Source organism: Labrys sp. E2SS-1L (assembly GCF_057073705.1).
On sequence record NZ_CP172713.1, the window covers coordinates 582,354 to 607,701 of the forward strand.

Below are 25,348 nucleotides of genomic sequence, written 5' to 3' on the forward strand. Positions count from 1 at the left end.
CGGCATGATGGAAATCCTGACTTTCATCTCCGACAATCTCCATGTGATCGGTGCCAGGGCACTCGAGCACATTTCCATCGTCTTCGTGGCGGTTGGCATCGCCATCGCCACGGCGGTGCCGATCGGCATTGCGATCACCCAGTCCAAAACCGCCGCCGACGCCGTGCTCTACCTCGCCTCGATCATGATCACCGTACCGTCCATTGCGCTGTTCGGGCTGATGATCCCGCTGCTTTCGCCCCTCGGCCACGGCATCGGCTATGTGCCGGCGGTGATTGCGGTGATCCTCTATTCGCAGCTTCCGATCATCCGCAACACCTATACCGCCATCGCCAATGTCGATCCGGCCTTGCGCGAGGCGGCGACAGGCATGGGCATGAGTACGGTTCAGAGGCTGCGCCAGGTCGAGATTCCCCTGGCCGTGCCGGTGATCATGGCAGGGGTGCGTACCGCCGTGGTGATGAATATCGGGGTGACCGCCATTGCCGCCTATATCGGCGCGGGCGGGCTCGGCACCTTCATCTCGCGCGGCATCAGTCAATCCGATCCCCGGCAACTGATCACAGGAGCCTTGGCCGTGTCCCTCCTGGCGATCGCCGCAGACCTGCTCCTTGCTCTGGTGCAGTGGCTGCTGACTTCCAAGGGCATCAAGGGCGGAGCGAGCCGATGATCCGTCTCGAACATCTGACAAAGACCTTCGAAACCGCGGGCAAGCCTTTCGTCGCCGTCGACGACATCAATCTGGACCTGCCGGCGGGGGAGATCTGCGTGCTGCTGGGACCGTCGGGCTGCGGCAAGACGACGACCATGAAGATGATCAACCGCCTGATCCAGCCCACCGGCGGCAAGGTCTATATCGACGGCAAGGATACCAGCGCCACCGACCCGATCCAGCTCCGCCGCTCGATCGGCTACGTCATCCAGCAGATCGGCCTGTTCCCCAACAAGACCATCTGCGAGAACATCTGCGTGGTGCCCGATCTCCTCGGCTGGGACCGCAGGAAATCGCGTGCCCGGGCGGGCGAACTGCTCGAACTGGTGGGCATGCAGCCCGACCTCTTCCTCAGCCGCTATCCGCGTGAACTGTCCGGCGGCCAGCAGCAGCGCGTCGGCGTGCTGCGCGCGCTCGCCGCCGATCCGCCGGTGATGTTGATGGACGAGCCCTTCGGCGCGATCGACCCGATCAATCGCGAGGTGATCCAGGACGAGTTCCTGAAGATGCAGCAGGCGATCCGCAAGACCATCATCTTCGTCTCGCACGATCTCGACGAGGCGGTGAAGATGGCCGACAAGATCGCCATCTTCCGCAGCGGGCGCCTGGAGCAATATGCCAGCCCCGACGCATTGCTGGCCAGGCCGGCCAATGCCTTCATCGAGAATTTCCTCGGTTCCGACCGGGCCCTCAAGCGCCTGCGGCTCGTCACGGCGGGAGAGGCGATGGCCGCGGAGTTCGATGCGGTGCGGCCCGAGGATCCGATCGCGCTCGCGCTCGATAAGATGCAGGCTTCGGGCCAGCACGCCATCATCGTGGTTGCGGCGGACGGCAAACCCGAAGGCCTGCTCGCGCTCGACCGCGCCAGGACTGCGACCGGGACTGTCGGTGACCATGCGCGCCCGGTCGAGACCACGGCCGCGCTCCATTCGGACCTGCGCAATGCGGTGGCCTCGATGTTCGCCCAGGACATGCCGGTGCTGCCCTGCGTTGACGAGGCCGGGCAGCTCAGGGGCGTCCTGACTTATCGCTCGATCGTCGCCAGCCTCAGCCATGCCGGAGAAGCGGGATGAGCGGGCCTGCGGCAGCCATCGCGACCAGTCCGGGCAGAGGGCGTTCACACCTCTTGGTACCGCTCGCGATGTGGGCGGTGCTGCTCGCCATCTGCGTGTGGCTGTGGCTCAGCGGTATGGCGGGCGAGATCCTCGCCTATTGGGACGACATCACCTATCTGAGCGTGCAGCATATCGAGCTGGTGGCCTGGGCGGGTGGGCTTGCCATCCTCACCGCCGTTCCCGTGGGCATCCTGCTGTCGCGGCCGGCCCTTCGGCGCTTTTCCGAATTCGTGATGCAGGTCTTCAATCTGGGCAGCACCATCCCGACGCTCGCCATCCTCGCCTTGTCGATGACCTGGCTCGGCATCGGCACCCTGCCATCCGTGTTCGGGCTGTGGGCAGCGACCTTGCTGCCGATCGTACGCAACACCTATGCGGGGCTCAGGGCAGTCCCGCCCCATCTCCTGGAGGCCGCGCGCGGCATGGGCATGACGCCGCTGCAGACCCTGTGGCGGGTGGAACTGCCCAATGCATTGTTCGTCATCTTCGGTGGCATCCGCACCGCGCTGGCGATCTGCGTGGGCTCGGCCCCGCTCGCCTTCCTGATCGGGGCGGGGAGCCTGGGCGAACTGATCTTCACCGGCATCGCCCTCGACGAGCTGCCGATGATGCTCGCCGGCGCCATTCCCACCGCGATCCTGGCCGTGCTCACCGATTTCTTGGTCGGCCGGCTGCAATATTACCTCGTCCCGCGAGGCATCAATCCGCTGCGCTGAACAGCGGCAACAAGCAACAGAGGGAAAAGACGATGACAATGCTGAAGAAACTGGGCAGGAGCGTGTGTTCGGGCGTGTTTTCAGCCGTCGTGCTGGTGGCTGCCGGGGGCGTGGCCCTGGCGGCCAATCTGACGGTCGGCGGCAAGGATTTCACCGAGCAGCAGATCATCGCCGAGATGACGACGCAGCTTCTGACCGCCAAGGGCTATACGATCGACAAGAAGAACGGCATGGGCACCAAGATCGTCCGCGCTGCCCTGGAGAACGGCGAGGTCGATCTTTACTGGGAATATACCGGCACCTCCCTCGTCACCTTCAACAAGGTGACCGACAAGCTCTCGCCGCAGGCGACCTATGATCGGGTCAAGCAGCTCGATGGCGAGAAGGGGCTGGTCTGGCTGGCGCCTTCCAAGGCCAACAACACCTATGCCATGGTGGTGCGCAAGGACAACCCGAAGACCGACGGGCTGAAGACAGTCTCCGACATGGCCGCTGCCTACAAGGCCGGAACGGCGCTGATGATGGGCACCACGGCCGAATTTCCCAAGCGCCAGGACGGATTGCTCGGCCTCCAGAAGACCTATGATTTCGAGGCCGGCCGGGCCAACGTCAAGCCGATGGACCTTGGCCTTGCCTACAGGGCTTTGGCCAACAAGGATCTCGACGTCATCTCTGCCCAGGCGACCGACGGCCAGATCGCGGCGCTGGGGCTGCGCGTGCTCGCCGACGACAAGGGTTTCTTTCCCAACTATGCCCTCACGCCTGTGGTGCGCAAGACCGTGCTCGACGCCCATCCCGACCTGAAGCCGACCCTCGAGGCGCTCTCGGCCAAGCTCGACGACGCCACTATGCAGAAGCTGAACGGCGAGGTCGACGTCGACAAGAAGACGGTCGAAGTCGTCGCGGCCGATTTCCTCAAGCAGAACGGCCTGAAGTGAGCCCGATGGGCCGGCCCTGACAGGGCTGGCCCCATTCTTCCCAAATTTTCGCGCCAGTGCCGTCCGAGGGCGGCCGGCAGGAGGACAGACCATGATCAGCATTCTGCCGAAGCGCGCGATCGCCGCCTTGTGCGTCGCAGCCTCCTTCGTGGTGTCGACGACGGCCTTTGCAGCCACGCTCACGGTCGGCGGCAAGGACTTCACCGAACAGTTCCTGCTGGCCGAGATGACCAAGCAGCTCCTGGAGAGCAAGGGCTATACGATCAACAAGAAGGACGGCATGGGCACCAATATCGTGCGTGCCGCCCTGGAGAACGGACAGGTCGACCTCTACTGGGAATATACGGGCACCTCGCTGGTGACCTTCAACAAGGTGACGGAGCCGCTCTCGCCCGAGCAGACTTATGCCAAGGTCAAGGAACTGGATGGCGCCAAGGGGCTGGTCTGGCTCGCCCCCTCCAAGGCCAACAACACCTATGCATTGGCGATCCGGCCGGGCAACGCCAAGACGGACGGTCTCAAGACCTTTTCCGACCTCGCTGCCGCCTACAAGGACGGCAAGCCGGTCCTGCTCGGGGCCACGGCCGAGTTTCCCAAGCGCGAGGACGGCCTGATCGGCCTGGAGAAGAAATACGGCTTCAAGGCCGGCCGTTCCAATCTGCGGCCGATGGAGATCGGGCTCGTCTATAATGCCCTCGCCAGCGGCGACATCGACGTGGCCACGGTGGGCGCCACCGATGGGCGCATCGCTGCCATGAAGCTGACCCTGCTCAAGGACGACAAGGGCTTCTTCCCGAACTACGCACTCGTCCCGGTCGTCCGCCAGGCCACGCTCGATGCCCATCCGGACCTGAAAGCCACGCTCGAAGCGCTGTCGGCCAAGCTGGACGATGCCACCATGCAGACGCTGAACGGCGAGGTCGACGTCCACAAGAAAGCGATCGAGGATGTCGCCAAGGCCTATCTCAAACAGACAGGATTGCTTTGATTTTGGTGGGCACCTGGACTTGCACGATGAATTACCGTCATTGCGAGCGCAGCGAACTAATCCAGGGCTTCGGACGCAGTGTTGGTAACCTCTGGATTGCTTCGCTGCGCTTGCAATGACGAGCGAACTGCCGACGAGACCTCACCTCATGCCTGCCTGCGGTACCCGATAATGACGCCGGACTACACTCGACTGATAGACGCCGAAACCTGGGGCTTCATCAACCGGACGAATGCCTTCTATCCGCCTGAGGCGGTCGACTGGCCGATCGAACGCAACCGGGAGGTCTATGATCGGATGGCCCGGGCCTTTCATGCCGGTCGTCCCCCCGGCATAGCCGTCGAGACCACGGCTGTGGAGACACCGAGCCATGTCATCCCGATCCGGATCTATTCGACAGAACGTGGCAATGATCGCGCGACGATCCTCTATTTCCACGGCGGCGGCTTCGTGCTGGGCGGCCTCGACAGCCATGACGACGTCTGTGCAGAGTTCTGCGCGGCAACAGGACTGGCGGTCGTCTCGGTCGACTATCGCCTGGCGCCCGAACATGGGGGAACGGCAGCGCTGGAAGATGCCATCGCCGCCTATGACTGGGTAACGGCCGGCCTCGAACGTCCGGTGGTGCTGGCGGGCGATTCAGCCGGCGGCAATCTCGCCGCCTGCCTGGCAGATCATGTGGGCAGAGAGGGGCGGGGACCGATCGGGCAGGCGCTGATCTATCCCCTCTTGGGAGCCGATATCGACAAAGGTTCCTATCTGACCCATGCCGAAGCGCCCCTGCTGACGACCCGCGACGTCCTCTATTATCGCGACGTGCGCAGCGGCGGCATTGATTGCAGCAAGGATCCGCGCTTCACGCCACTCGCGAGCTCGAGCTTCCGTCATCTGCCGCCGACCGTCGTCGTCACGGCTCAATGCGACCCGCTTTCTTCCGATGGCGAGGTCTATTGCGGCCGGCTGCGCGTCGAGGGCGTGCCTGCTTCCTGGCACGAGGAGGAGGGCCTGCCGCACAGTTTTCTGAGGGCCCGCGGGATGTCATCGCGGGCCAGGGCGGCGATGGAACGCATCACCCAGGCCCTCACGACACTGGCGGCCGGGAAACGGGCCTAGGCAAGGCGCCGGCAGCGCCACCCGCATCGATATCAGGAAGGAACGAGCAATATGGTCAAGATCTCGCAGGTGCGCGTCAGGCCGCTGGTGCTGCCTCTCAAGCAGCCCTACCACTGGTCCTATGGCATCAGGGAGAATTTCGCCGTCAATCTGATCGAGATCGAGGCCGACAATGGCATGGTCGGCATCGGCGAATGCACCGTGGCACCGGACCAGGCCGGGACGGCGGCGATCCTCAGGCGCCTGACGGGCCATCTGGTCGGCCAGTCCCCCTATGACGTCGCGCCGCTGATCGCACGCATCTTCCACCAGGAATATCTCGGCCATGGCGCCAATATCATGCGTGCGGCCAACCAGATGTTCTCGGGCGTAGACATGGCGATGTGGGACCTGCAGGGCAAGCTTGCCGGCCTGCCGGTCCATCGTCTCCTTGGCGGGGCCCATCGCCCGGCCGTCGGCTATTTCTACTTCCTGCAGGGGGAGACCGCCGAAGAACTGGCACGTGACGCTGCTGAGGGCCGGGCGCGTGGGGAGCGCGTCTTTTACCTGAAGGTTGGCCGGGGCGAGAAGCTCGACCTCGAAATCACCGCGGCGGTGCGCCGCGAAATCGGCGATGCGCGCCTGCGGCTCGATGCCAATGAAGGCTGGGGCGTGCACGAGGCGATCAACATGTGCCGCAAGCTGGAGAAATTCGAGATCGAGTTCATCGAGCAGCCGACGGTGAGCTGGAGCATCCCGGCCATGGCGCAGGTGCGGGAATCCGTCGGCATCCCGATCGTCGCCGACCAGGCGGCCTTCACGCTCTACGACGTCCACGAGATCTGCCGCCAGCGCGCTGCCGACATGATCTGCATCGGGCCGCGCGAAATCGGCGGCATCCAGCCCATGCTGAAGGCGGCGGCTGTCGCCGAGGCGGCGGGGCTGAAGATCTGCATCCATAGTTCGTTCACTACCGGCATCACCACCTGTGCCGAGCACCACATCGCACTTGCCATCCCCAATCTCGATGATGGCAATCAGATCATGTGGCAGCTGGTGCAAAAGGATATCGTGGCCTCGCCTGATCTCGACCCGAAGCAGGGCCGGATCGAGGCCCTCCAAGGGCCGGGCCTCGGCTTCGAGCTCGACGGGGATCTGATCGGGGACGGCGAGAGGCGATTTGCGCAGGCGGCGTGAAGCTGGCAGGTCGCTCGCCGATGGAGCGCAACGGCCTTGGTATCGTGCCTTTGTGCGCCCGGTCAAAGGCCGAGCGCGACTTTTCGCCCGTCGAAGAAGGCATAGGGGGCCTGGCGCGGCGCGGCGCAATCGCCGATCTCGACATAGGATATGCCCTGGGCCGCCAGGTCCGATGCAAGCCAGCTTGCCGGCAAGTTGGTCATGGCCAGCACCAGGCTGTCGGCTGCAATAAACGACCGTTCGCCGCTGTTATGGTCGATGATCGTGGCGCCCTGGCCATGCCATTCGGCAATGCTGACCTCGACCTGCCAGGTGACGCCGAGCTTTTTGAGGGTCCGCCGCAGGGGAACGTCGGCGGTAGTGCGCTGCAGTTCCTTGCCGACAAAGGCATCGGGCGTGAGGATGGTGACCTCGTGGCCTTCCTCAGCCAGCTTCCAGGCCGTTCCGCCGCCGCGCCAGCCCCCGCCTTCGTCGAGCAGCAGCACCCGTTTGCCGGGGCGGGTCTGTCGGCTTATGACGGCCTCGATCGAAAAGACATTGCCCTTATCGATGCCGGGCAGCGTTTCGATGGCTGGAAGGGCCTTCTGGAAGCCGGTGTCGGGCGGCAGGGAGCCGGTGGCAAGGATGACGGCGTCCGGCGCCATCACCGCCACGTCGTCGGCCTCCATATAGCAGTTCAGGCGGACATCGACGCCGAGCTTGTGCAGCTGGCGTTCATACCAGGCAAGGAGATCGAGGATCTGGGCGCGGCGCGGCTGCAGCCCGGCGAGGTGGAAATTGCCGCCCAGCCGGCTTGAGGCCTCTGCCAGCGTCACCTTGTGCCCGCGCTCGGCGGCGACGCGGGCGGCCTCAAGGCCCGCCGGTCCGCCACCCACCACCAGGACGTTCCTTGGCGTGGTGGCCGGCTCGAAGCGGTCGCCGCCCCACATGAACTCCCGCCCGACGGAGGGATTGATCAGGCAGCTGATCCAATAGTCGCGCGAGCGGCGTCCCCAGCACATCTGGTTGCAGGAGATGCAGCCCCTGATGTCTGCGGCGCGATCTTCGCTGGCCTTTCGAGCCAGATGCGGGTCGGCGATCTGGCCGCGTACGATAGAGACCAGGTCGGCCGAGCCTTCACTCAGCACCGTTTCGGCATTTTCGGGCGTGCGGATATGGCTTTCGGCAATGACGACTGCATGCGTCGTCACGGCCTTGATCCTGGCCGCCAGATCCGCACCGAGCTTTTCGGGATAGAGAAAGGTCGGCATCAGCTTGTGAAAGTCGAGATAACCGCCGGAACCACAGGTGACGTAGTCGATCAGGCCTTGGCGGTCGTGCAGGCCGACGATTTCGGCCAGTTCGTCGCGGCTGAGCGCGACGCTGTAGTCAGGCTCGTCGCTGATGGCCAGGCCGATGATGAAGTCTTCGCCGCATGTCTCGCGGATGCGGGTGAGGATTTCCCGCGACAGGCGCATGCGGTTCTCCAACGTGCCGCCCCATCGGTCCTGGCGGCGATTGGTCCAGGGCGTCCAGAACTGGTCGACTAGGCCGAGATAGGCTGCCCAGACCTCCACGCCATCGAAGCCGGCGGCGCGGCACCGGCGCGCGGCCTCAACGAAGCCCTCGATCGTCTCCCAGATCTCGGCCTCGCTCATCGCGTGCGAGCCGTCGCTGTCATGATAGCTCGGCAGGCCCGACGGGGACCAATGCGGATGGAAGGAGTTGTCGGAATCGCCATGGGCGCCGATGTGGTAGAGCTGCTGGATGGCGACGGCACCATTGTCCTTGATGGCGCCGACGAGTTTTTTGAACGGGGCGATGACGCTGTCGTCGCAGGGGCGGAAATTGCCGCGGGTAAGGATGGCGGCGGGGTGGACGGGCATCGGCTCCACCACGATCATGCCGGCACCGCCCTTGGCACGCTCGGCATAATAGGCGGCATGCCGCTCCGTCGGCAGTCCGTTCACCGCCATGTTGGCAGTGTGGGCGCCGAAAACGATCCTGTTCCTCAGCGTGCGCGTGCCGATCGTGAGGGATGAAAACAGGCGGGAGAACTGCTTGGACACCGTGGCCATCCGGCGGGTTGAGAGGGGGGCGAGGGGCAGAACGTTTGGCTCGGCCCCCCCGGATTTCTTGCCTCGGCTGTCGCCCGTCAGTGCGAGGGCACGACGGCGGCAGCGAGCTGCCTGAGATTCACCACGCCGATGGGCTTGCCCGCCGGGTCGAGGACGGCGACGTCGTCATGCGGCTGGTGAGCGAGCAGCCGGATGGCGCCTTCCAGGGTGGAGCCGGACGAGACCGTCATGCCCTTTGTCTCGTAGCCCTCGGCGAGGGGGGACATGATCGCGTCCACCTGGATGACGCGGCCGCGATTCACTTCCTTGACGAAGTTCTCGATGTAGTCGTCGGCCGGATTGAGCACGATGTCCTGGCTCGTGCCCTGCTGGATCACTTCCCCGTCGCGCAGGATAGCGATGCGGTCACCCAGCCGCAGCGCCTCGTCGAGATCGTGCGTGATGAACACGATCGTCTTCTTGATCTCCCGCTGCAGGTCGAGGAGCACGGATTGCATGTCCATGCGGATGAGGGGATCGAGCGCGGAAAAGGCCTCGTCCATCAGCAGGATCGGGGCGTCGTTGGTAAGCGCGCGGGCGAGGCCGACGCGCTGCTGCATGCCACCCGACAGCTGGTTGGGATAGCGGGCCTCGAAGCCGCTGAGGCCGACCCGCTCGATCCAGCGCATCGCTTCCTCGACCTGCCGGGCGCGCGGCACGCCCTGCACTTCGAGGCCGTAGACCGTGTTCTCCAGGATGGTGCGGTGAGGCAGTAATGCAAATTTCTGAAAGACCATCGCCGTCTTGTGCCGGCGAAACTCGCGCAATTCGCGCTGGTTCATCTTGACGACGTCCTCGCCGCCGACCAGCACCTCGCCGTCTGTCGGGTCGACGAGGCGGTTGATGTGCCGGATGAGCGTGGACTTGCCCGATCCGGAGAGGCCCATGATGACCTGGATGCCACCGGCCGGCATACTGATGTTGATGTTGCGCAGGCCGAGGACATGACGATGCCGTTCGTTGAGCTCGGCCTTGGTCGCGCCCTGCCGAACGAGCTCAACCATCGCCTTGGCATTTGGTCCGAAGATCTTGGAAAGGTTACGGATATCGATTCCATACTGGTTCGTGCCTTCAGCCATGGACTGTCTCCCGGTGCTTCTGGAGGCGGCGGCCATAGGCCTGGCTCACCCGGTCGAAGATGACGGCGATGCCGACGATCGCCAGGCCGTTGAAGATGCCGAGGGTGAAATACTGGTTGGCGATGGCCTTCAGCACCGGCTGGCCGAGTCCCTGGACGCCGATCATCGAGGCGACGACCACCATGGCGAGCGCCATCATGATCGTCTGGTTGATGCCGGCCATGATGGTTGGCAAGGCAAGGGGAAGCTGGACGTTCTTGAGTTTCTGCCAGCCGGAGGATCCGAAGGCGTCGGCCGCCTCGAGAACATCCTTGTCGACGAGGCGGATGCCGAGATTGGTGAGGCGGATGATGGGTGGAATGGCGTAGATGACCACGGCGATCAGGCCGGGCACGCGGCCGATCCCCAGCAGCATGACGACAGGGATGAGATAAACGAAGCTCGGCATGGTCTGCATGACGTCGAGCAGGGGATTGACCGTCTTCTGCAGGCGGTCATTGAGCGACATCAGAATGCCGATGGGAATGCCGATCACGATGGAGAGCACCGTTGCCACGAAGATCATCGAGATCGTGCGCATGGTGTCGTCCCACATGCCGAAGTAGCCGATCGCCAGCAGGGTCACGAGGCAAGCGAGCACCACCGCCCAGCTGCGGCTGGCGAACCAGGCGATGGCCAGGATGATCAGGATGATGACCGGCCAGGGCGTCTGCGTCATGAAGCGCTCGGCCTGCATCAGAAAATACTGAAGCGGCGAGAAGAAGCTCTCAATGGCATCGCCATAGGTGCGTGTGAACGTGCGGAACCCCTCGTCGATTGCCTTCTTGAGGTCACGAAGGCTGTCGTCGTTCATATGGGGAAACTTGTAGAACCATTCCATCGGATAACCCCTCTTCGCCGCGATGGCAGCCCTGTTGTTCTTGTATGGGCGTCACGAAAGCGGCGCGCGCGATGCGCGCCGCCTTTTTGCCATCAGAGCGCGGCCTTGATCTTGTCGGCCGCCGCCGGGGAGACCCATTGCGTCCAGATGTCGGGATTTTCCTTCAGGAAGTGCTTGGCGCCGTCCTCGCCATTGGCCTGGTTGTCGGTCATCCAGGCCATCACCTTGTTGACGGTATCGTTGTGCCAGGCGCGCTTCTTCAGATAGTCCATGACGTCGGGAGTGACGCGTTCGGAGAACTTCTTGGCGACCAGCGTGTAGACCTTGTCGGGAACCCAGGCATTGGGCTTGGGATCGGCACAGTCGGCGACGGTATTGCAGCGCTTCCACTCTGCCTCGTCGCGCGGATAGCCGTTGTCGAGGCGCACCATCTCATATTTGCCCAGTAGCGCAGTCGGCGCCCAGTAATAGCCCATCCATCCCTTCTTGCGTTCATAGGCCTTGGCGATCGAGCCATCGAGGCCCGCCGCCGAACCGGTGTCGACCAGCCTGAAATTGGCCTTCTCGGCATTGTAGGCCTTGTAGAACTGCGCCGTCACCACGGTGCCGCCCCAGCCCTGCGGGCCGTTGTAGATGGCACCCTTGCTGGAGTCCTCGGGGTCCGGGAAGAGTTCGGGATGCTTGAGGGCGTCGCCGATCGTCTTGATGTCGGGATGGGCATCGGCCACATATTTGGGAATCCACCAGCCCTGCACACCGCCATCGGGCAGGGAGATCGCGGCCGTGATGAGCTTGCCCTCGTCCATGCCGCGCTTGACCACGTCCGGCAGGAGATCGATCCAGGCCTCCGGCGCGATGTCGGGCTCGCCCTTCTCGGACATGGAGGTAATCGTCGGCACCGTGTCGCCCACCGTGATCTCGGCGGTGCAGCCATAGCCGTTGTTGAGGATGAACTTGTCGATGTTGGATAGCACTTCGGCGCTCTGCCAGTTCATGCTGGCAATGGACACCGAGCCGCATTCGGCCGCCTGAGCCAGCGATGTCGGCCCGGCCAGGCCGAGGGCAAGGCAACTCGTCAACAGTAGTTTCTTCACGGTCATATCCCTCTGCTTCAGGCGGCTTTGTCAGGCTGTCGGTGCGCCGCCGTCACCGTGCCCCTTGCAGCTAGGTCGACAGACCCATGCTGATGGATTTCCGGAACGCCGCGGCGAGACCCGCCCCGACGGCTTCGTCGAAGCCGTTCGCCTGCATCGCCTCGATGGCGGCGGCGGTGGTGCCTCGGTAGTCGAGAAACACCTCGACCGTGTCCGCCGGGTCATAGCCATTCTTTTCAAACAGCCGCCCCGTGCCGATGAGAAGCTGGGTCACGGCCTGCCGGGCCACTTTCGCCTCGATGCCGTGGGCGGCGGCGTGACGCGCCATCGCCGTAGCCAGCAGCGCCGGAAAGGCGGGGCCTGAGCCGGCAAGGCCGGTCAGATAGTCCAGTTCGCTCTCGCTCTCGAGTTCGGCACCGGTGCCGCAGGCCTCGAATATCCGGCCCACGAGGCGGCGCTCCTCCGCCGATACCGCCGCAGAGGCAACCCAGGGCGTGAAGGAGGCCCGTACTTCGGCCGCGGCGTTGGGTAGCGAGCGCACTACCCGGTCGGAGCCAACGCCCGCAACGAGCTGTTCCAGGCGAATGCCCGCCATGACGGAGATGATGAGTCTGCCCGCCGCCTCGATGTTCAGCGCCGGCCAGTCCACCGGGCGCACGCTGACGACAATGAGATCGACGCTGTCGGCGAGGTCCTGATTGTCCCGGGTCCAGCGTGCGCCGGGAAAGCGGGTCGGCTCGCCGCTACGGAGGGAAAGGACCAGATGCTCGGGTGAGGTGATGCCGGCATTGAGCAGGGCCTGGACGATGGCGCCGCCAAGCCAGCCATTTGCGCCGATCACGCCGATTTTCAGAGGCTCTCTCATCGTGCGTTGCTCATGGGGGTGGCGCAGAACCAGGGCTGGCGATGAGACGGCCACGGTTTCTCCGGTTGGAAAGCGCCGCCGCTCATGGACGGGGACATGCTGCCATAGGTATCCGTTTAGAAGCAATAAAAATGTACACCATTGTCAAAAAACATGACTAGTTCGTTAGCTCATGATTGACACTGGTGTACATTCTGCCTAGCATTTTCGACGCATATGCAACGCTGGACACCGAGCCATGTCGAACGATCCCCTCCTGCAACCCTTTCAGCTCAAGCATCTCACGCTGCGCAACCGCATCATCGTGACCTCGCATGAGCCGGCCTATCCCGAGGACGGCATGCCGAAGGAGCGCTATCGGGCCTATCACGTAGAGCGGGCCAAGGGCGGGGTCGCCATGACCATGACGGCGGGCTCCGCCGCCATTTCGAAGGACAGCCCGCCGGTCTTCAACAATCTGCTCGCCTACAGGGACGAGATCGTCCCCTGGCTCAAGGACCTGACCGACGCCGTTCATGAGCATGGCGCAGCGGTGATGATCCAGCTCACGCATCTTGGCCGCCGCACGCGCTGGGACAAGGGCGATTGGCTGCCTGTCGTGGCACCGTCCCACCAGAGGGAAGCCTCGCATCGCGCCTTTCCCAAGAAGCTGGAAGACTGGGACATCGCGCGCATCATCAAGGATTTCGCCGACGCGGCCGAGCGCATGAAGGCCGGCGGCATGGATGGCATCGAGCTCGAGGCCTACGGCCATCTGATCGACCAGTTCTGGTCACCGCTCACCAACGAACTGGATGGCCCCTATGGCGGATCGCTCGAAAATCGCCTGCGCTTCGGCTTCGACGTATTGAAGGCCATTCGCGAACGGGTCGGGCCCGACTTCATCGTCGGCGTGCGCTACACGGCCGACGAGCAGCTGGAAGGCGGCACGACCAAGGAAGAGGGGCTGGAGATTTCACGCCGCCTCAAGGACAGCGGCCTGATCGATTTTCTCAACGTCATCCGCGGCCATATCGATACCGATGCCGGGCTGACCGATGTCATTCCGATCCAGGGCATGGCGAACTCGCCGCATCTCGATTTCGCGGGTGAGATCCGCGCTGCTACGCAGTTTCCGACCTTCCACGCCGCCAAGATTCCGGATGTCGCCACGGCACGTCACGCCATCGCCGCAGGTAAGGTCGACATGATCGGGATGACACGTGCCCACATGACGGATCCGCATCTGGTCCGCAAGATCATCGAAAAACGCGAGAACGACATCCGGCCCTGCGTCGGCGCCAATTACTGTCTCGACCGCATCTATCAGGGCGGAGCCGCCTATTGCATCCACAATCCGGCCACCGGCCGCGAGCTGACCATGCCGCATGCCCTGCAGCCGGCGGCAGTCCGCAAGACCGTCGCCATCGTCGGCGCCGGTCCGGCGGGCCTGGAGGCGGCCCGCGTCGCTGCCGAGCGGGGGCACCGGGTCGTCGTCTTCGAGGCTGCCGGCAAGCCGGGCGGGCAGGTCAGGCTCACTGCCCAGAGCCCGCGGCGCAAGGAGATGATCAGCATCATCGAGTGGCGCATGAGCCAGTGCGAGAAGCTGGGCGTGACCTTCCATTTCAACAGCTGGGCGGATGCCGACAGCATCGGGGCCGAGAAGCCGGACGTGGTGATCGTCGCCACCGGCGGGCTGCCGCATACGGAAGTGCTCTCCAAGGGCAACGAGCTCGTCGTCTCCGCCTGGGATATCATCTCCGGCGATGTCAAACCCGGTTCCAACGTGCTCATCTTCGACGATGCCGGCGACCATGCCGGCTTGCAGGCTGCCGAGATCCTGGCGCAGGCCGGGGCGAAGGTGGAGATCATGACGCCGGACCGCTCTTTCGCGCCCGAGGTCATGGCGATGAACCTCGTGCCCTATATGCGTTCCCTGCAGAAGCTGGATGTCACCTTCACCGTCACCTATCGCCTGCTTGCCGTCGAAAAGGCGGGAAACCAGCTGGTTGCCCACATCGGCAGCGACTATGGCGGCATTGTCAGGCAGCGCAGCTTCGACCAGATCGTCGTCAATCACGGCACGATCCCGCTCGACGACCTCTATTTCGAATTGAAGCCGTCCTCGAGCAATCTCGGCGAGATGTCCTACGAGCAATTGATCGCCGGCCAGCCCCAATCCGTGGTTCGCAACGGGGAGGGCCAGTTCCAGCTCTTCCGCATCGGTGATGCGGTTGCCGCTCGCAATACCCATGCGGCCATCTATGATGGCCTCAGGCTGGCCAAGGATATTTGATCGCGAGGGTTTCGATGACGCAGCGGAGCATGGTCCTTCAGAATTTCGTCGATGCAGCCCGGGAGGCTTTCGGTCAATTCGCGCAGGCCCCCGAGGCACGCCGGTCCATCGGAGAGATCTTCAGGGTGCTGGAAGAGCCAAGGGAGGCAAGAGCAGGCGCTGGCGCTCGCCTTCCGGCTTGCGAGCATCTCGATCAGGCTCTTGGGCTCGAAACAGGCCACACGACGCTCGTCAGGCTGCTGGAATGCTTCAGGGCGGTCGAGCCCGACCTCCAATGGCGCCGACGTCCGAACAATGACGGCACGGCCAGCACCAATTTCGAGGACGGGCACGCCAATGCGATGCTTCTGGGCCCCGGTGGCCTGGAGGAACGCGGGGACGTCTGGCTCGGCGTGTCGCTGATGGCGCCGAAGGTACGCTATCCCGACCATGACCATGCCCCGGAGGAGGTCTATCTGGTATTGTCGGACGGCGAGTTCCGGCAGGGGGAGGGAGACTGGTTTTCGCCAGGGATTGGCGGCTCGTTCTACAACAGGCCCGGTATCAGGCATGCGATGCGCTCGCTCGACACGCCGCTGTTCGCCTTCTGGGCCTTGCAGGCGGGTAACCGGCCCTGAGGGAGCCCTGGGCTGATCGGGGCCCGAAACAAGTTACGCCCTGAAGTCATGCCTGGCGTGGAACCGATCGAGTTCGCGCTGTTCAGGCCGGACACCGGTGAAGATCTCGACATATTCGGGAATGCGCTTCATGCGAACGCCGACATCTTCCTGCGTCTGCATCGAGATATAGCCGATCTGGGTGAGATAGGTCGTCCGGGCCCGCACGTCGGCCGTGATGGCGGTGTAGCCGAACCGTGTGAACATCTGCGCAAGCGCTTCGAGACGGATCTGGTCGGCAGTCCTCACTTCAGCGAGGATGTCCGAGGATTCGAGAGCCCAACTGCGTACGGCGAATTCGAACTGGGCGTCGAACAGGCTCTTGTCGATCCAGCAATCATTGACATTGAGCATCGCCTCGGCGATCGATTCGGCATAGGCCTGCGCCTGCTTGACGAGGTTGCCGGTGTTCTTGTCGCGCCAGCGCGCGATGAGGGCGCCGAGGAGTTCCTCGCGATCCTTGAAGAACCAATAGAAGCTGGTACGCGACAGGCCGAGTTTCTTGGCCAGAGGCAGAATCTTGACCGTACTGACCCCGGATTCGAGCAGGAGTTCATAGGCCGCCTCCAGCCAGACTTCTGCCGAGCCCCGCCAGCCCGTTTCGCCCAAAATCTGTTCCATGAAACGCCCCCATCAAACGGCAAATCGGCGATCAGGCGAAATGCACATAGATGTCGAGCATAGCGTCAATTGTGTCGATTTAGTAGACATAAATGTACAGATCTGCAACCGCATTCGGGCGCCTTGTCGACCCTGATAGTGCCCCATTGCCGGGACGCGGCAAACCAGGACTGCGATGGACACACGTGAATGCCCTCCCGCTTCCGGGTGGGAAGGTACTCAAGTCATTGTAGCATCTTGGACCGAAATCGCCTCTTCCCGGGATCGCAGGCATCCTTGGCCATGGGCGCTGGCGTGTCGATCCCCGAATCGACATCTTTCTTTCAGAGGTCTTTCAGTAAGCGCGCCATATCCAGGACTGTCGATCTGGAGATCGACAGTCCGATTCGGCAACATCCTCGTATGGTCAGCACTTATGGGTAAGGATGTCTGCGATCGGCACGGCCATTGCGGTCGGTAGGATCCGCACCGGGGGCTATCTGTCGATCACCAGGTCGCTCAGCGGCTTCGAGCAGCAAGGCAGGAAGAAGCCTGCCTCGACTTCGCGCTGGCGAATGCCGCCATTGTGCTGCATGTCGACGCTGCCGCTGACGAGCTTGGATTTGCAGGTGCCGCACAGGCCGTTGGCACAGGAGGAGGGCAGGCGGATGCCGGCCTTCTTGGCCGACGACAGCACCGTCTGCCCGTCGGCCACCTCGATGGTGCGCGACTGCTTGGCGAACTCGACCTTGAAGGCTCTCGCCTGCGGCAGGACTTCGGCTGGCGGCTCCTCGACGCCGGCACCATCGAAGCTCTCCTCGTAATAGTTTTGGGCGGGGCTTCCCAATTCGGCGCTGAAGGAGCGGACAGCCTGCATGAAGGGCGCTGGGCCGCAACACATGATGACCCGATCCGCGAGATCCGGAATGGCCAGCGACAGGAATGCCTTGGATAACCGCCCGGTCAATCCCGGCCAGGATGGTTCGCCGGTGACCTGCTCGGGAAGCAGGATGAGCCGCAGGCCTTTCAAGCGGTTCGCCAGCACGCCGAGTTCGTCACGGAAGACGAGATCGCGGGGTGTCCTGGCCGCATGGACGAACACCACGTCCGCGGCTTGCGCGGAGTCGGCAATGTCCCTGACGATCGACATCAGCGGGGTGATGCCCGAGCCACCCGACAGCAAGGCAAGCTTGGCCGGCGCTGTCGCCGGCCGCACGAAGGCGCCAAGCGGCCCCATGGACTTGACCGTCATGCCGGCAACCAGATTGTCGTGCAGCCAGTTCGAGACGCGGCCGCCCTCGGTGCGCTTCACGGTGACGGTGATGGCCTTTCGCCTCGCCGGCGAGGACGACATGCTGTAGCAGCGGCTTTCAGGTAGGCCGTCGATCTCCAGTTCGAGCGACAGATGCTGGCCTGCCTCGAAATCGAAGGCCTTGCCGTCGGGTGACAGGAAGGTGAAGCTCTTCACGTCATGCGTTTCGTCATGGACATCGACGCACAGGAGCTGGTCGAATGCTTCGGCGTGCAGTGCAACGGCCATACCAGCGCCAGTCTGCAACGAGCTGTCAGTAGCCATTGGCGCGCATCCGATCGATGTACCAGGTGACGAAATTGTCGAGCTGGCCCTCGGTGAAGGGGGAGTAGGGACCGGGTTCATAGGCGGGGTCGACGACGCCCGAATAGGAACGGGCGACCAGTTGCGCGTCCTGTTCGTTGGTGGCGACCCACACGCTGGTCAGCTTGTCGAGATCGTAGTCGCGGCCCTCGACGGCGTCCTTGTGCACCAGCCACTTCGTGCGGACGAGCGTCTCGTCGGCGCTGAGGGGAATGATCATCGTGCACACGGCATGGTCGCCCATGAAATGATGCCAGCAATTATGGCCCCACAGATGCACGTCGCCGAGATCCTTGCGTGTCATCGAGCCGAGGAGCTTGGACGAGGCGGCAGTGGCGTCCGGCGTCTGGGATTCGCCGGCACCTGCGATGATAAGGCGCTGCGTACGGAAATTGGTGGCGCAGTCGACGAGTTGCTCGACGGCTGCCGAGGGATAGCCCTCGGCCTCCCAGGCCTTGGTACGCGCCTCGTAGAGGGCCTGGTGCTGCTCGGCCTCTTCCCGGTCCTCGGGGCTCAGGCTGGCCGGATCGAAGCCGAAATCGAGATCGATGAAGGAAACACAGAGCTCGGGATGATTGGACGAGCAGTGATAGCATTCCCGGTTGTTCTCGATGGTGAGCTTCCAATTGCCCTTCTCGATGATCTCGCTCTGGAAGGCGACCTTGCTGTTGGCGATATCGTAGGGTGCCAGGCGCTCCCGCATCACGGTTTCGAGCGTGCCGATGTCCTCGGGGGGATTGTCCGAGAGGCAGACATAGATCAGGCCGCCGATCGACCGAAAATGGACCGGCTTGAGGCTCTTGCAGGTCTTGTCGAAGCCCGTGCCCATATGCGGCGCAAAGGCAAGTTCGCCATCGAGCTCATAGGTCCACTGATGATAGGGGCAGACGAGCTTGGAGACGATGGATGTGCCGCTGTCCAGCAGGCGGGCGCCGCGATGGCGGCAGACATTGTGAAGCACCCGGATCTGGCTGTCGTCGTCGCGCAGCAGGATGATGCTGGAGCTGCCGAGATCGATCACATGGGCGTCGCCCGGCTCGGGAACGTCGCATTCCAGGCCGACATAGATCCAGTGCCGGCGAAAGAACACGTCGAGATCTGCCTTGAAGACATCCTCGCGCGTGTAGAGACCGGCGGGGAGGGCATGGCCCGGCATGCGCTGGTCCAGGAGGGGAGAGATCGCAGATGAGAATGTGTTGAGCATGAGTTTTCATCACCAGATTTGGCCCCATATTGCGCGCATGAAACCGCCCTCTCAACGGCATAAATGTTTACGTTTGCCATAACTCAATGTAATGCGTATCTACGCTGCCCTTCTATGCTGCCGTGGGCTGTGAAACGCCTTCCTGGGCAAGAGTTTCCGAGAGCTATGAGCCATGGCCAATCTGCGGCGAAAGCTTCCCCCGCTCACCGCGCTCACCGCCTTCGAGGCGGTGGCGCGCCTGGGCGGCTTCACCAGGGCGGCGGCGGAACTGGGCGTTACCCAGGCGGCGATCAGCCGCCAGATCCATCTCTTGGAGGATATGTTCGGCTTTCCCCTGTTCCGGCGCCTGCACAGACGGGTCGAATTGACGGAGAAGGGAAGGCAGCTTTCGTCCACGGCCACGACGGCTTTCAATCTCATCGCCGAGACGATCTCGGATTGGTCAAAGGAGGAAGCGGAGGACGACCTCGCCATCGCAGCGACGATCGCCTTCTCCCATTTCTGGCTTCTCCCCCGCATTTCCTCGTTCTCGAAAGCCCATCCCGCCATCAGGCTGCGCATCATCACGCAGGACAATGCCGTCAAGGTCGATGGCCAGGACGTCGACCTCGCCATCCGCTTCGGAAGCGGTTTCTGGCCGGATGGGGACGCCGAATTCCTCTTTCGCGACGAGATCTTTCCCATCTGCAGCGCAGACTATGCGCAAGAGATCGGTCAGATCGAGCATCTCGCCCAGCTCACGCGCCATCCCCTGATCACCAATGACACGGCCGATCCCACCTGGACCAATTGGGCCGAGTGGTTTGCGGCGTTCTCCGTGCCGATGCCGAGCAAGGGCTCGGGCATGCATTGCAGTTTCTACACGGAAGCGATCTATGCCGCCTTGAACGGCCACGGCATCGCTCTTGGCTGGCGCCGGCTCGTCGAGGACCTGCTCGCGCAAAACCGGCTGGTCAGGCTGACGAACGAAGCGATCGTCACGCAAAATGCCTATTTCTTCATTGCACCCCGGCGCAAGGCGAGGAAGACGGCCGTCGACCTGTTCACAGACTGGCTGAGGCAGGAAGCGAACGCTCCCCAACCGCAAAGCCAGGACCGGTTCGATCAGCTCAGGCGAATTTGAATGAAGGCTGGAAGATCTCCTCGACCGGGGGATGGCGCCAGGTGCGCAGCGGATATTTGTCGATCAGCCGCTCGAACTGGGCCTGGGCTCGCTGGCGATAGTCTTCCAGGTCGATGCCCGGCAGTTGCCGGTCGCGCATCACCACCCGACCGTTGATGATGGTGGTCTTGAAATCCCGGCCGGTGCCACTGAGCATCATGGTCTGGATGGGATCGATGACCGGGCCGAGCTCGAAGGCCCCGAGCTCGAACAATGTCATGTCGGCCTTGGCGCCGGCGGCAAGCCGGCCGAGATCGGGTCGCCCGAGGGCGTCGGCGGCCACCAGGGTGGCAGCATTGTAGAAATCGGCCGAAGAACAGGCGGCGACATCGGCATCGGCGACCCGGCACAGGCTGATGCCGATGCGCATGTTCTCGACCATGTCGGGCGGAAAGGTGTCGGTGCCCAGGCCGATCGGAATGCCCTGGCGCTTGAGGCGTGCGAAGGATTCCATCGCGCCGCCATAGCGCGAGAGCACCAGCGGGCAATGGATCAGGGCGGCACCGGATTGCGCCAGCAGGCCGATATCGTCGCCGGTTCGCGCTACCTTGCTGTGCCCGGTCAGGTAGACCCCATGCGGCAGCAGCGAGCGCCTGGAGAGGAAGCCGAGCGAGGCCAGCCATTCCACCGGCGTCTTGTCGTGACGCTCGACGATCGTCTCGAACTCGTCCATGCCCTGGCAGCAATGCAGACGGATCGGGCAATCGAGCTCGTCGCGGATGCGGGCCGAGCGCAACAGCAGCTCGGGGGTGCAATTCTCGATGCGGTCGGGCGCCAGCATGCCGCGGATCAGTCCGCCATGCGCGCCGTCATGGGCGCGGACATAGGCCCTGGCCGTCTCCAGCCCCTTGAGGCCGCGTTCCTCGTCCCAGAAGGTATCGAAGCTGCCGTCCTGGCGGATGACGGTGACGCCGGTCATGTAGCAGGGGCCGAGATAGGCCCGGATGCCGATCTCGGCCGCGCTGTCGGCCGAGCGGGCGAATTCGTCATAGGTCTCCGCCCATTGCCGGTAGAACATCGAGGTGATCGGCAAGGCCGTGGTGATGCCGTTGCGCACCAGCTGCGCGAAGGCATATTTCATCTTGAAGATCTGTTCCTCGGTTGAATACATCTCGATCGGACCGGCGGCGAGATAGTCCTCCGGCCAGACGCGCCCCTTCGCCCAGTCGGGCTGGTTGTCGAAGGCGAGGATGGTGGTGTCGAGATCGCCCAGGGCGTTGAGGTCGATGAAGCCCGGGCCGAGAATGGCATTGCCCCCGTCGATTTCCTCGTCGATCTCGCCCTGATAGCCGTGCCCGACGAAGACAATGGTATCACCGCGATAGACGACTTCGGCATCGACGAGCGTGCGATGCTGCTCGCCGTCGAAGCCGATCACATAGCGCGCTTTCACTCTGGTGGTGGTCATGGTTTCCGGTCCGTTCGGGATGAGATGCAAAGGAGAGTCAGGGCGTCATCGGCCCGGCCCAGCGATTGAGGCCGATCGGCGTGGCGAGCGCCTGCCGGTACATGCGCCGGTAGTGGGGTTCGAGTTCGTCGGCGGCGGATTTGCAGCGGGCCATGTAGTCGGCGAATTCGCCGGCCAGGAGGCGGGCTTCCTGCTTGAGGGCGTCCTCGTCGACGGTGAGCAGGCGGCGGTTCTCGACGACGATCCGCCCGCCCACCATCACCGTGGTGACCGAGGAGCCGTTCTCGCAATAGACGAGCTGGCGCTTGAGGTCGTTGAGGGGCGTGAAGGCGAAGCTGTCGAGGTCGAGCAGGATGATGTCGGCCTGCCAGCCCGGTGCCAGCCGCCCGGTCGGGCGGGGTAGGCGCATGGCCCTGGCGCCGGCCGAGGTCAGCGCCGTCAGGATCTCCAGGGGCAGGGGCCAATGGTCGAAATCGGGATCGGCGACATTGTGGACCAGGCCGGCGACCTTGCCGACGGTCCACAGATTGATGCCGTCATCGGTGGCCGCCTCGTCATTGCCGAGGCAGACATTGATGCCGCGCTGGCGCAGCCGCCTGAACGGCATGATGCCACTGCCGATCTTGAGGTTCGACACGGGATTATGGGCGATCGAGCAGCCGGAATCGGCCAGGAGCGCCAGGTCGTCCTCGTCGATCCAGATGGCATGGATGACCATGGCCTGCTCGTTGAGCACGCCGCTCTCATGGGCATGGCGGATCAGCGACTTGCCGTAATTGATCTCGCCGAGCACGCGCTGCAGGCGCGTTTCCAGAATGTGCATGTTGTAGGGCAGGTCACGCTCGCGGGCGAGGGCGCCGAGTGCCGTGAAATAGGAAGGCGTGACGCGCTGGGGCGCCGAGCACGAGACCGCACAGCGCAACCGCCCCCCGGCGCGTTCATGCCAGCGCTCGAGGAAGCCCCCGTAATGAGCGAGCAGGTCGGCGTCCGACATCAGGGGCACCGCTTCCATGCGTTCGCGCAGGTGGGGCGGCAGCAGATCCTTGAGGAAGGGGTATTTGGCGTGCTCGATCACATTGGGCTGGTCGAGCGTCACCGTGGCCCTGATGCCGGCATCCTCATAGGCCTGCATGACATTGTCGACTTCGGTCTGCGTGACCACGGGCACGAAGAAGCAGTCGTCATGCACGGAGGTCACGCCCTGGCGCAGCATCTCCATGGCGCCGAGCATGGTGCGCACATAGGCAAAGCGTGCGGAGACGACCTCGCGCATCAGCGGCGGCACTTCGTAGAGCATGAACAATTCGAGCGGCCAGTTGTCGAGCGCGCCCTTCATGAAGTTGGCGGGCGAATGGAAATGGCCGTTGACCAGGCCCGGCATGGCGAGCTTGCCGGCGGCCTCGATCACCCGCACCCCGTCGGTGGTGACCTCAGCCGTGAGATCCGGGGCGACCGCCTCGATGGTGTCGCCGCGGATGAGGATGTCGGCCCTCAAATGCTCGCCATCGGCTTCGTCGAGCGTGAGAACGCGGGCATCCTTGATCAGGGTCAGCATGGCCTCAGTGCTCCTTGTCGGCCGGATCGGCCCGGTGCTTGACCAGCTGCAGGCGCGTCTTGGGATCGAGGGAGTCGCGCAGGGAGTCGCCGAGCAGGTTGAAGGCCATCACCAGGATGGTGATGGCGAGGCCCGGGATGGCGGCGATATGGGGCGCCACGAACACGAAGCTGCGGCCTTCGCTGGTCATGATGCCCCATTCGGCGATCGGGGGCTGCACGCCGAGGCCGAGGAAGCTCAGGCCGGCGGCGGTGATCACCACGGCGCCGACGATGGTGCAGCTATAGACGACGGAGGCTGCCACCACGTTCGGCAGCATTTCCACGAACAGGATCTTGAGATCGGGCGTGGCCATGGCACGCGAAGCCTCGACATAGGCAAGGTCTCGCTCCTGGCGGGCCGCCGCATAGACGACGCGGGTGTTGTAGGGCACCAGGGTCACCACCAGGGCGATCATCATGTTGACCAGGCCCGGGCCCATCAGGGCCGCCAGCATGATGGCGAGCAGGGCCATCGGGAAGGCGAACAGCACGTCCATCAGGCGCATGATCACTTCGCCGAGCCGGGGATACCAGGCGCCGATCAGGCCGAGCGGGATCGAGATGGCCGCCCCCAGGAACACCGGGATGACGCCCGAGACCAGGGTGAGGCGCGCGCCATAGATCAGGCGCGAGAGGATGTCCCGGCCCTGCTGGTCGAGCCCCAGCAGATGGCCCGGCGTGCCGGGCGGCTTCAGCCGCAGCGCCGGATTGGCCTCGTTGGGCGGGAAGGGCGCGAGAAGAGGCGCGAAGATCGCCAGGAGCACCAGCAGGATGATGATGCCGGCGGCGATGCGGGCGACGGGATCGCCGAGCACGCCGCGCCAGACGAAATAGAGATTGCCGCGGCGCTGCGGCGAGAGCTTGCTGGCCGGCGCCAGGGAAGGAACCGCGGTCATGGCAGCCTCACCGTTGCTTGGGATCGAGGGCGTGGACGACGACGTCCGAGACCAGGTTGCCGAGGACGAAGACGATGGCGACGGCGAGCACGCAGCCCTGGATCACCGGCACGTCGCGCTGCATGATGGCGTCGAACAGAAGCTGGCCGATGCCGGGCCAGTTGAAGATGATCTCGGTGAAGATGACGCCGCCGAACAGATAGCCGATCTGCAGGCCGCCGATGCTGGCGAAGGTCGGCAACGTGTTGCGCACGCCGTGGCGCAGCACGATCTGCCGGCGGCTGAGGCCGCGGGCGCGGGCGGCCAGGATATAGGGCTGGCCGAGGACGTCGAGCATGCGCGAACGGGTGACGCGGGTGACGACGGCGATGGAGGAGGCCGCGGTAGCGATTGCCGGCAGCACCATATGATGGAGCAATTGCCCGAGGCCGCCGGGATCGATCATGTTGTACATGCCAGAGATCGGGAAGAGCTTCCATTTGAAGCCGAAGAAATAGAGCAGCACGATGCCGAGCCAGAACACCGGCAGGGAGGCCAGCACCAAAGTGAGGGCTACCACCGACTTGTCGGTCAGGCTGCGGAAGCGCGGGGCCGAGATCACGCTGAGGCCGAAGCCGCAGGCCAGCACGATCACGAGGCTGCCGGCCATCAGGATGAGCGAGTTGAGGATCTTGGGCAGCAGGATCTGCACCACCGGCAATTGCTGGGAGACGGAATTGCCGATGTCGCCGTGCAGGAGATGCCACAGCCAGCGCAGATATTGCAGGATCAGCGGCTGGTCGAGGCCGAGGCGCTGGCGCAGGGCTTCGAGCTGCGCTTCGGTGGCCATGCGCCCGAGCAGCGTCAGGGCGATGTCGCCGGGAATGAGCTGGAGCGACAGGAACACCACCAGCGTCACGCCGAGCAGCACCGGGATGGCATAGAGCAGCCGGTTGCCGGCAAAGGCGAAGATGGACATGGCAAAGCCCTTCATTGGCACATCTGGCCGTCCCCACCGAGCCTTCGGATTCACGCATCTCGACCCAGCCGGATGGAACGCGGAGATCCTTCCCCGACTTCGGGGAAGGTGCCGGTGTGCAGCACCGGCGGATGGGGGAGAGTGGCGCGACATGGACCAATTGGCAGTCCTGAGCGCCACGCTACCCCACCCGAGCCGGCTTTGCC

Annotated in this window: 22 protein-coding genes; 10 read left to right on the plus strand and 12 right to left on the minus strand. The window is 63.9% G+C overall.

Translation table 11 applies throughout. From position 1 onward, the window contains the following. The first annotated feature begins 7 nt into the window (after positions 1-7). From ACIGJE_RS28385 to ACIGJE_RS28415, 7 genes are all read left to right on the plus strand, one after another. Positions 8-670 carry an ABC transporter permease gene (locus ACIGJE_RS28385; protein ID WP_311944565.1) on the plus strand — a complete coding sequence of 221 codons (663 nt, stop codon included), beginning with the start codon at positions 8-10 and terminating at the stop codon, positions 668-670. Continuing rightward, positions 667-1,785, plus strand: a complete 1,119-nt coding sequence (locus tag ACIGJE_RS28390) for an ABC transporter ATP-binding protein (protein ID WP_415086209.1) — start codon at positions 667-669, stop codon at positions 1,783-1,785. Before ACIGJE_RS28385 ends, ACIGJE_RS28390 begins: the two co-directional genes overlap by 4 nt. Continuing rightward, positions 1,782-2,543: an ABC transporter permease gene (locus tag ACIGJE_RS28395; RefSeq protein ID WP_311944480.1), complete on the plus strand. Its 762-nt coding sequence runs from the start codon at positions 1,782-1,784 to the stop codon at positions 2,541-2,543. Before ACIGJE_RS28390 ends, ACIGJE_RS28395 begins: the two co-directional genes overlap by 4 nt. Positions 2,544-2,575: 32 nt before the next feature. Continuing rightward, positions 2,576-3,481, plus strand: coding sequence for a glycine betaine ABC transporter substrate-binding protein (locus tag ACIGJE_RS28400; RefSeq protein WP_311944481.1), 906 nt, complete (start codon positions 2,576-2,578; stop codon positions 3,479-3,481). A 91-nt stretch (positions 3,482-3,572) separates the two neighbouring features. Beyond that, the gene (locus ACIGJE_RS28405; RefSeq protein WP_311944482.1) at positions 3,573-4,469 is read left to right on the plus strand and encodes a glycine betaine ABC transporter substrate-binding protein; all 897 of its coding nucleotides are present in this window, start codon (positions 3,573-3,575) and stop codon (positions 4,467-4,469) included. A 171-nt stretch (positions 4,470-4,640) separates the two neighbouring features. Continuing rightward, on the plus strand, positions 4,641-5,582 hold the full coding sequence (locus ACIGJE_RS28410; RefSeq protein WP_415086206.1) for an alpha/beta hydrolase: 942 nt from the start codon (positions 4,641-4,643) through the stop codon (positions 5,580-5,582). Positions 5,583-5,633: 51 nt separating this feature from the next. Beyond that, a complete protein-coding gene (locus ACIGJE_RS28415; RefSeq protein WP_415086204.1) occupies positions 5,634-6,758 on the plus strand; it encodes a mandelate racemase/muconate lactonizing enzyme family protein in 1,125 nt (374 codons plus the stop codon). 62 nt (positions 6,759-6,820) lie between these two features. Here the strand turns inward: ACIGJE_RS28415 and ACIGJE_RS28420 are convergent, their stop codons facing one another. The 5 genes from ACIGJE_RS28420 to ACIGJE_RS28440 form a co-directional block, all read right to left on the minus strand. Then, entirely contained in the window at positions 6,821-8,815 is a 1,995-nt protein-coding gene (locus ACIGJE_RS28420; protein ID WP_415086202.1) for an oxidoreductase, read from the minus strand. A 77-nt stretch (positions 8,816-8,892) separates the two neighbouring features. Next, complete coding sequence (locus ACIGJE_RS28425) at positions 8,893-9,933, minus strand: quaternary amine ABC transporter ATP-binding protein (protein ID WP_311944487.1); 1,041 nt, start codon at positions 9,931-9,933, stop codon at positions 8,893-8,895. Continuing rightward, positions 9,926-10,813: an ABC transporter permease gene (locus tag ACIGJE_RS28430; RefSeq protein WP_415086200.1), complete on the minus strand. Its 888-nt coding sequence runs from the start codon at positions 10,811-10,813 to the stop codon at positions 9,926-9,928. Before ACIGJE_RS28430 ends, ACIGJE_RS28425 begins: the two co-directional genes overlap by 8 nt. Before the next feature lie 92 nt (positions 10,814-10,905). After that, entirely contained in the window at positions 10,906-11,907 is a 1,002-nt protein-coding gene (locus tag ACIGJE_RS28435) for an ABC transporter substrate-binding protein (protein WP_311944490.1), read from the minus strand. A gap of 70 nt (positions 11,908-11,977) precedes the next feature. Further along, complete coding sequence (locus ACIGJE_RS28440; protein ID WP_367624485.1) at positions 11,978-12,772, minus strand: pyrroline-5-carboxylate reductase family protein; 795 nt, start codon at positions 12,770-12,772, stop codon at positions 11,978-11,980. Positions 12,773-13,010: 238 nt separating this feature from the next. On the opposite strand from ACIGJE_RS28440, the gene ACIGJE_RS28445 reads away from it, so the two are divergent. Further along, positions 13,011-15,047 (plus strand): oxidoreductase, encoded by a 2,037-nt coding sequence (locus ACIGJE_RS28445; protein ID WP_415086197.1) that lies wholly within the window; start codon positions 13,011-13,013, stop codon positions 15,045-15,047. Between the two features lie 14 nt (positions 15,048-15,061). Then, on the plus strand, positions 15,062-15,664 hold the full coding sequence (locus tag ACIGJE_RS28450) for a dimethylsulfoniopropionate lyase (protein ID WP_415086195.1): 603 nt from the start codon (positions 15,062-15,064) through the stop codon (positions 15,662-15,664). Between the two features lie 33 nt (positions 15,665-15,697). Here the strand turns inward: ACIGJE_RS28450 and ACIGJE_RS28455 are convergent, their stop codons facing one another. The 3 genes from ACIGJE_RS28455 to ACIGJE_RS28465 all read right to left on the minus strand — a co-directional run bounded on the left by ACIGJE_RS28455 (position 15,698) and on the right by ACIGJE_RS28465 (position 19,122). Further along, the gene (locus tag ACIGJE_RS28455; RefSeq protein ID WP_415086193.1) at positions 15,698-16,324 is read right to left on the minus strand and encodes a TetR/AcrR family transcriptional regulator; all 627 of its coding nucleotides are present in this window, start codon (positions 16,322-16,324) and stop codon (positions 15,698-15,700) included. A gap of 475 nt (positions 16,325-16,799) precedes the next feature. Continuing rightward, on the minus strand, positions 16,800-17,843 hold the full coding sequence (locus ACIGJE_RS28460) for an FAD-binding oxidoreductase (protein WP_415086191.1): 1,044 nt from the start codon (positions 17,841-17,843) through the stop codon (positions 16,800-16,802). A 25-nt stretch (positions 17,844-17,868) separates the two neighbouring features. Beyond that, the gene (locus ACIGJE_RS28465) at positions 17,869-19,122 is read right to left on the minus strand and encodes an aromatic ring-hydroxylating oxygenase subunit alpha (RefSeq protein WP_367624482.1); all 1,254 of its coding nucleotides are present in this window, start codon (positions 19,120-19,122) and stop codon (positions 17,869-17,871) included. 172 nt (positions 19,123-19,294) lie between these two features. Here ACIGJE_RS28465 and ACIGJE_RS28470 point away from each other — a divergent pair, with 172 nt between their 5' ends. Beyond that, positions 19,295-20,245, plus strand: coding sequence for a LysR substrate-binding domain-containing protein (locus ACIGJE_RS28470; protein ID WP_415086188.1), 951 nt, complete (start codon positions 19,295-19,297; stop codon positions 20,243-20,245). Here the strand turns inward: ACIGJE_RS28470 and ACIGJE_RS28475 are convergent. Genes ACIGJE_RS28475 through ACIGJE_RS28490 form a run of 4 tightly spaced genes read right to left on the minus strand, consistent with a single transcriptional unit; the run spans position 20,232 to position 25,142 of the window. Beyond that, the gene (locus ACIGJE_RS28475) at positions 20,232-21,692 is read right to left on the minus strand and encodes an amidohydrolase family protein (protein ID WP_311944499.1); all 1,461 of its coding nucleotides are present in this window, start codon (positions 21,690-21,692) and stop codon (positions 20,232-20,234) included. The two genes, ACIGJE_RS28470 and ACIGJE_RS28475, sit on opposite strands and share 14 nt — an antisense overlap. Positions 21,693-21,729: 37 nt before the next feature. Continuing rightward, positions 21,730-23,247 (minus strand): amidohydrolase family protein, encoded by a 1,518-nt coding sequence (locus ACIGJE_RS28480; RefSeq protein WP_483681064.1) that lies wholly within the window; start codon positions 23,245-23,247, stop codon positions 21,730-21,732. A 4-nt stretch (positions 23,248-23,251) separates the two neighbouring features. Continuing rightward, the gene (locus ACIGJE_RS28485; RefSeq protein ID WP_311944501.1) at positions 23,252-24,184 is read right to left on the minus strand and encodes an ABC transporter permease; all 933 of its coding nucleotides are present in this window, start codon (positions 24,182-24,184) and stop codon (positions 23,252-23,254) included. Positions 24,185-24,191: 7 nt separating this feature from the next. After that, the gene (locus ACIGJE_RS28490) at positions 24,192-25,142 is read right to left on the minus strand and encodes an ABC transporter permease (RefSeq protein WP_311944503.1); all 951 of its coding nucleotides are present in this window, start codon (positions 25,140-25,142) and stop codon (positions 24,192-24,194) included. Between the last annotated feature and the right edge of the window lie 206 nt (positions 25,143-25,348).

Excerpts from the sequence above, each read along its gene's own strand:
- ACIGJE_RS28400 (WP_311944481.1), top strand. The coding sequence starts at position 2,576 with ATGACAATGCTGAAGAAACTGGGCAGGAGCGTGTGTTCGGGCGTGTTT.
- ACIGJE_RS28470 (WP_415086188.1), top strand. The coding sequence starts at position 19,295 with ATGGCCAATCTGCGGCGAAAGCTTCCCCCGCTCACCGCGCTCACCGCC.
- ACIGJE_RS28485 (WP_311944501.1), bottom strand. The coding sequence starts at position 24,184 with ATGACCGCGGTTCCTTCCCTGGCGCCGGCCAGCAAGCTCTCGCCGCAG.
- ACIGJE_RS28405 (WP_311944482.1), top strand. The coding sequence starts at position 3,573 with ATGATCAGCATTCTGCCGAAGCGCGCGATCGCCGCCTTGTGCGTCGCA.
- ACIGJE_RS28390 (WP_415086209.1), top strand. The coding sequence starts at position 667 with ATGATCCGTCTCGAACATCTGACAAAGACCTTCGAAACCGCGGGCAAG.
- ACIGJE_RS28395 (WP_311944480.1), top strand. The coding sequence starts at position 1,782 with ATGAGCGGGCCTGCGGCAGCCATCGCGACCAGTCCGGGCAGAGGGCGT.
- ACIGJE_RS28450 (WP_415086195.1), top strand. The coding sequence starts at position 15,062 with ATGACGCAGCGGAGCATGGTCCTTCAGAATTTCGTCGATGCAGCCCGG.
- ACIGJE_RS28430 (WP_415086200.1), bottom strand. The coding sequence starts at position 10,813 with ATGGAATGGTTCTACAAGTTTCCCCATATGAACGACGACAGCCTTCGT.
- ACIGJE_RS28455 (WP_415086193.1), bottom strand. The coding sequence starts at position 16,324 with ATGGAACAGATTTTGGGCGAAACGGGCTGGCGGGGCTCGGCAGAAGTC.
- ACIGJE_RS28415 (WP_415086204.1), top strand. The coding sequence starts at position 5,634 with ATGGTCAAGATCTCGCAGGTGCGCGTCAGGCCGCTGGTGCTGCCTCTC.
- ACIGJE_RS28465 (WP_367624482.1), bottom strand. The coding sequence starts at position 19,122 with ATGCTCAACACATTCTCATCTGCGATCTCTCCCCTCCTGGACCAGCGC.
- ACIGJE_RS28420 (WP_415086202.1), bottom strand. The coding sequence starts at position 8,815 with ATGGCCACGGTGTCCAAGCAGTTCTCCCGCCTGTTTTCATCCCTCACG.
- ACIGJE_RS28410 (WP_415086206.1), top strand. The coding sequence starts at position 4,641 with ATGACGCCGGACTACACTCGACTGATAGACGCCGAAACCTGGGGCTTC.
- ACIGJE_RS28385 (WP_311944565.1), top strand. The coding sequence starts at position 8 with ATGGAAATCCTGACTTTCATCTCCGACAATCTCCATGTGATCGGTGCC.
- ACIGJE_RS28480 (WP_483681064.1), bottom strand. The coding sequence starts at position 23,247 with ATGCTGACCCTGATCAAGGATGCCCGCGTTCTCACGCTCGACGAAGCC.
- ACIGJE_RS28440 (WP_367624485.1), bottom strand. The coding sequence starts at position 12,772 with ATGAGAGAGCCTCTGAAAATCGGCGTGATCGGCGCAAATGGCTGGCTT.
- ACIGJE_RS28460 (WP_415086191.1), bottom strand. The coding sequence starts at position 17,843 with ATGGCCGTTGCACTGCACGCCGAAGCATTCGACCAGCTCCTGTGCGTC.
- ACIGJE_RS28475 (WP_311944499.1), bottom strand. The coding sequence starts at position 21,692 with ATGACCACCACCAGAGTGAAAGCGCGCTATGTGATCGGCTTCGACGGC.
- ACIGJE_RS28490 (WP_311944503.1), bottom strand. The coding sequence starts at position 25,142 with ATGTCCATCTTCGCCTTTGCCGGCAACCGGCTGCTCTATGCCATCCCG.
- ACIGJE_RS28445 (WP_415086197.1), top strand. The coding sequence starts at position 13,011 with ATGTCGAACGATCCCCTCCTGCAACCCTTTCAGCTCAAGCATCTCACG.
- ACIGJE_RS28425 (WP_311944487.1), bottom strand. The coding sequence starts at position 9,933 with ATGGCTGAAGGCACGAACCAGTATGGAATCGATATCCGTAACCTTTCC.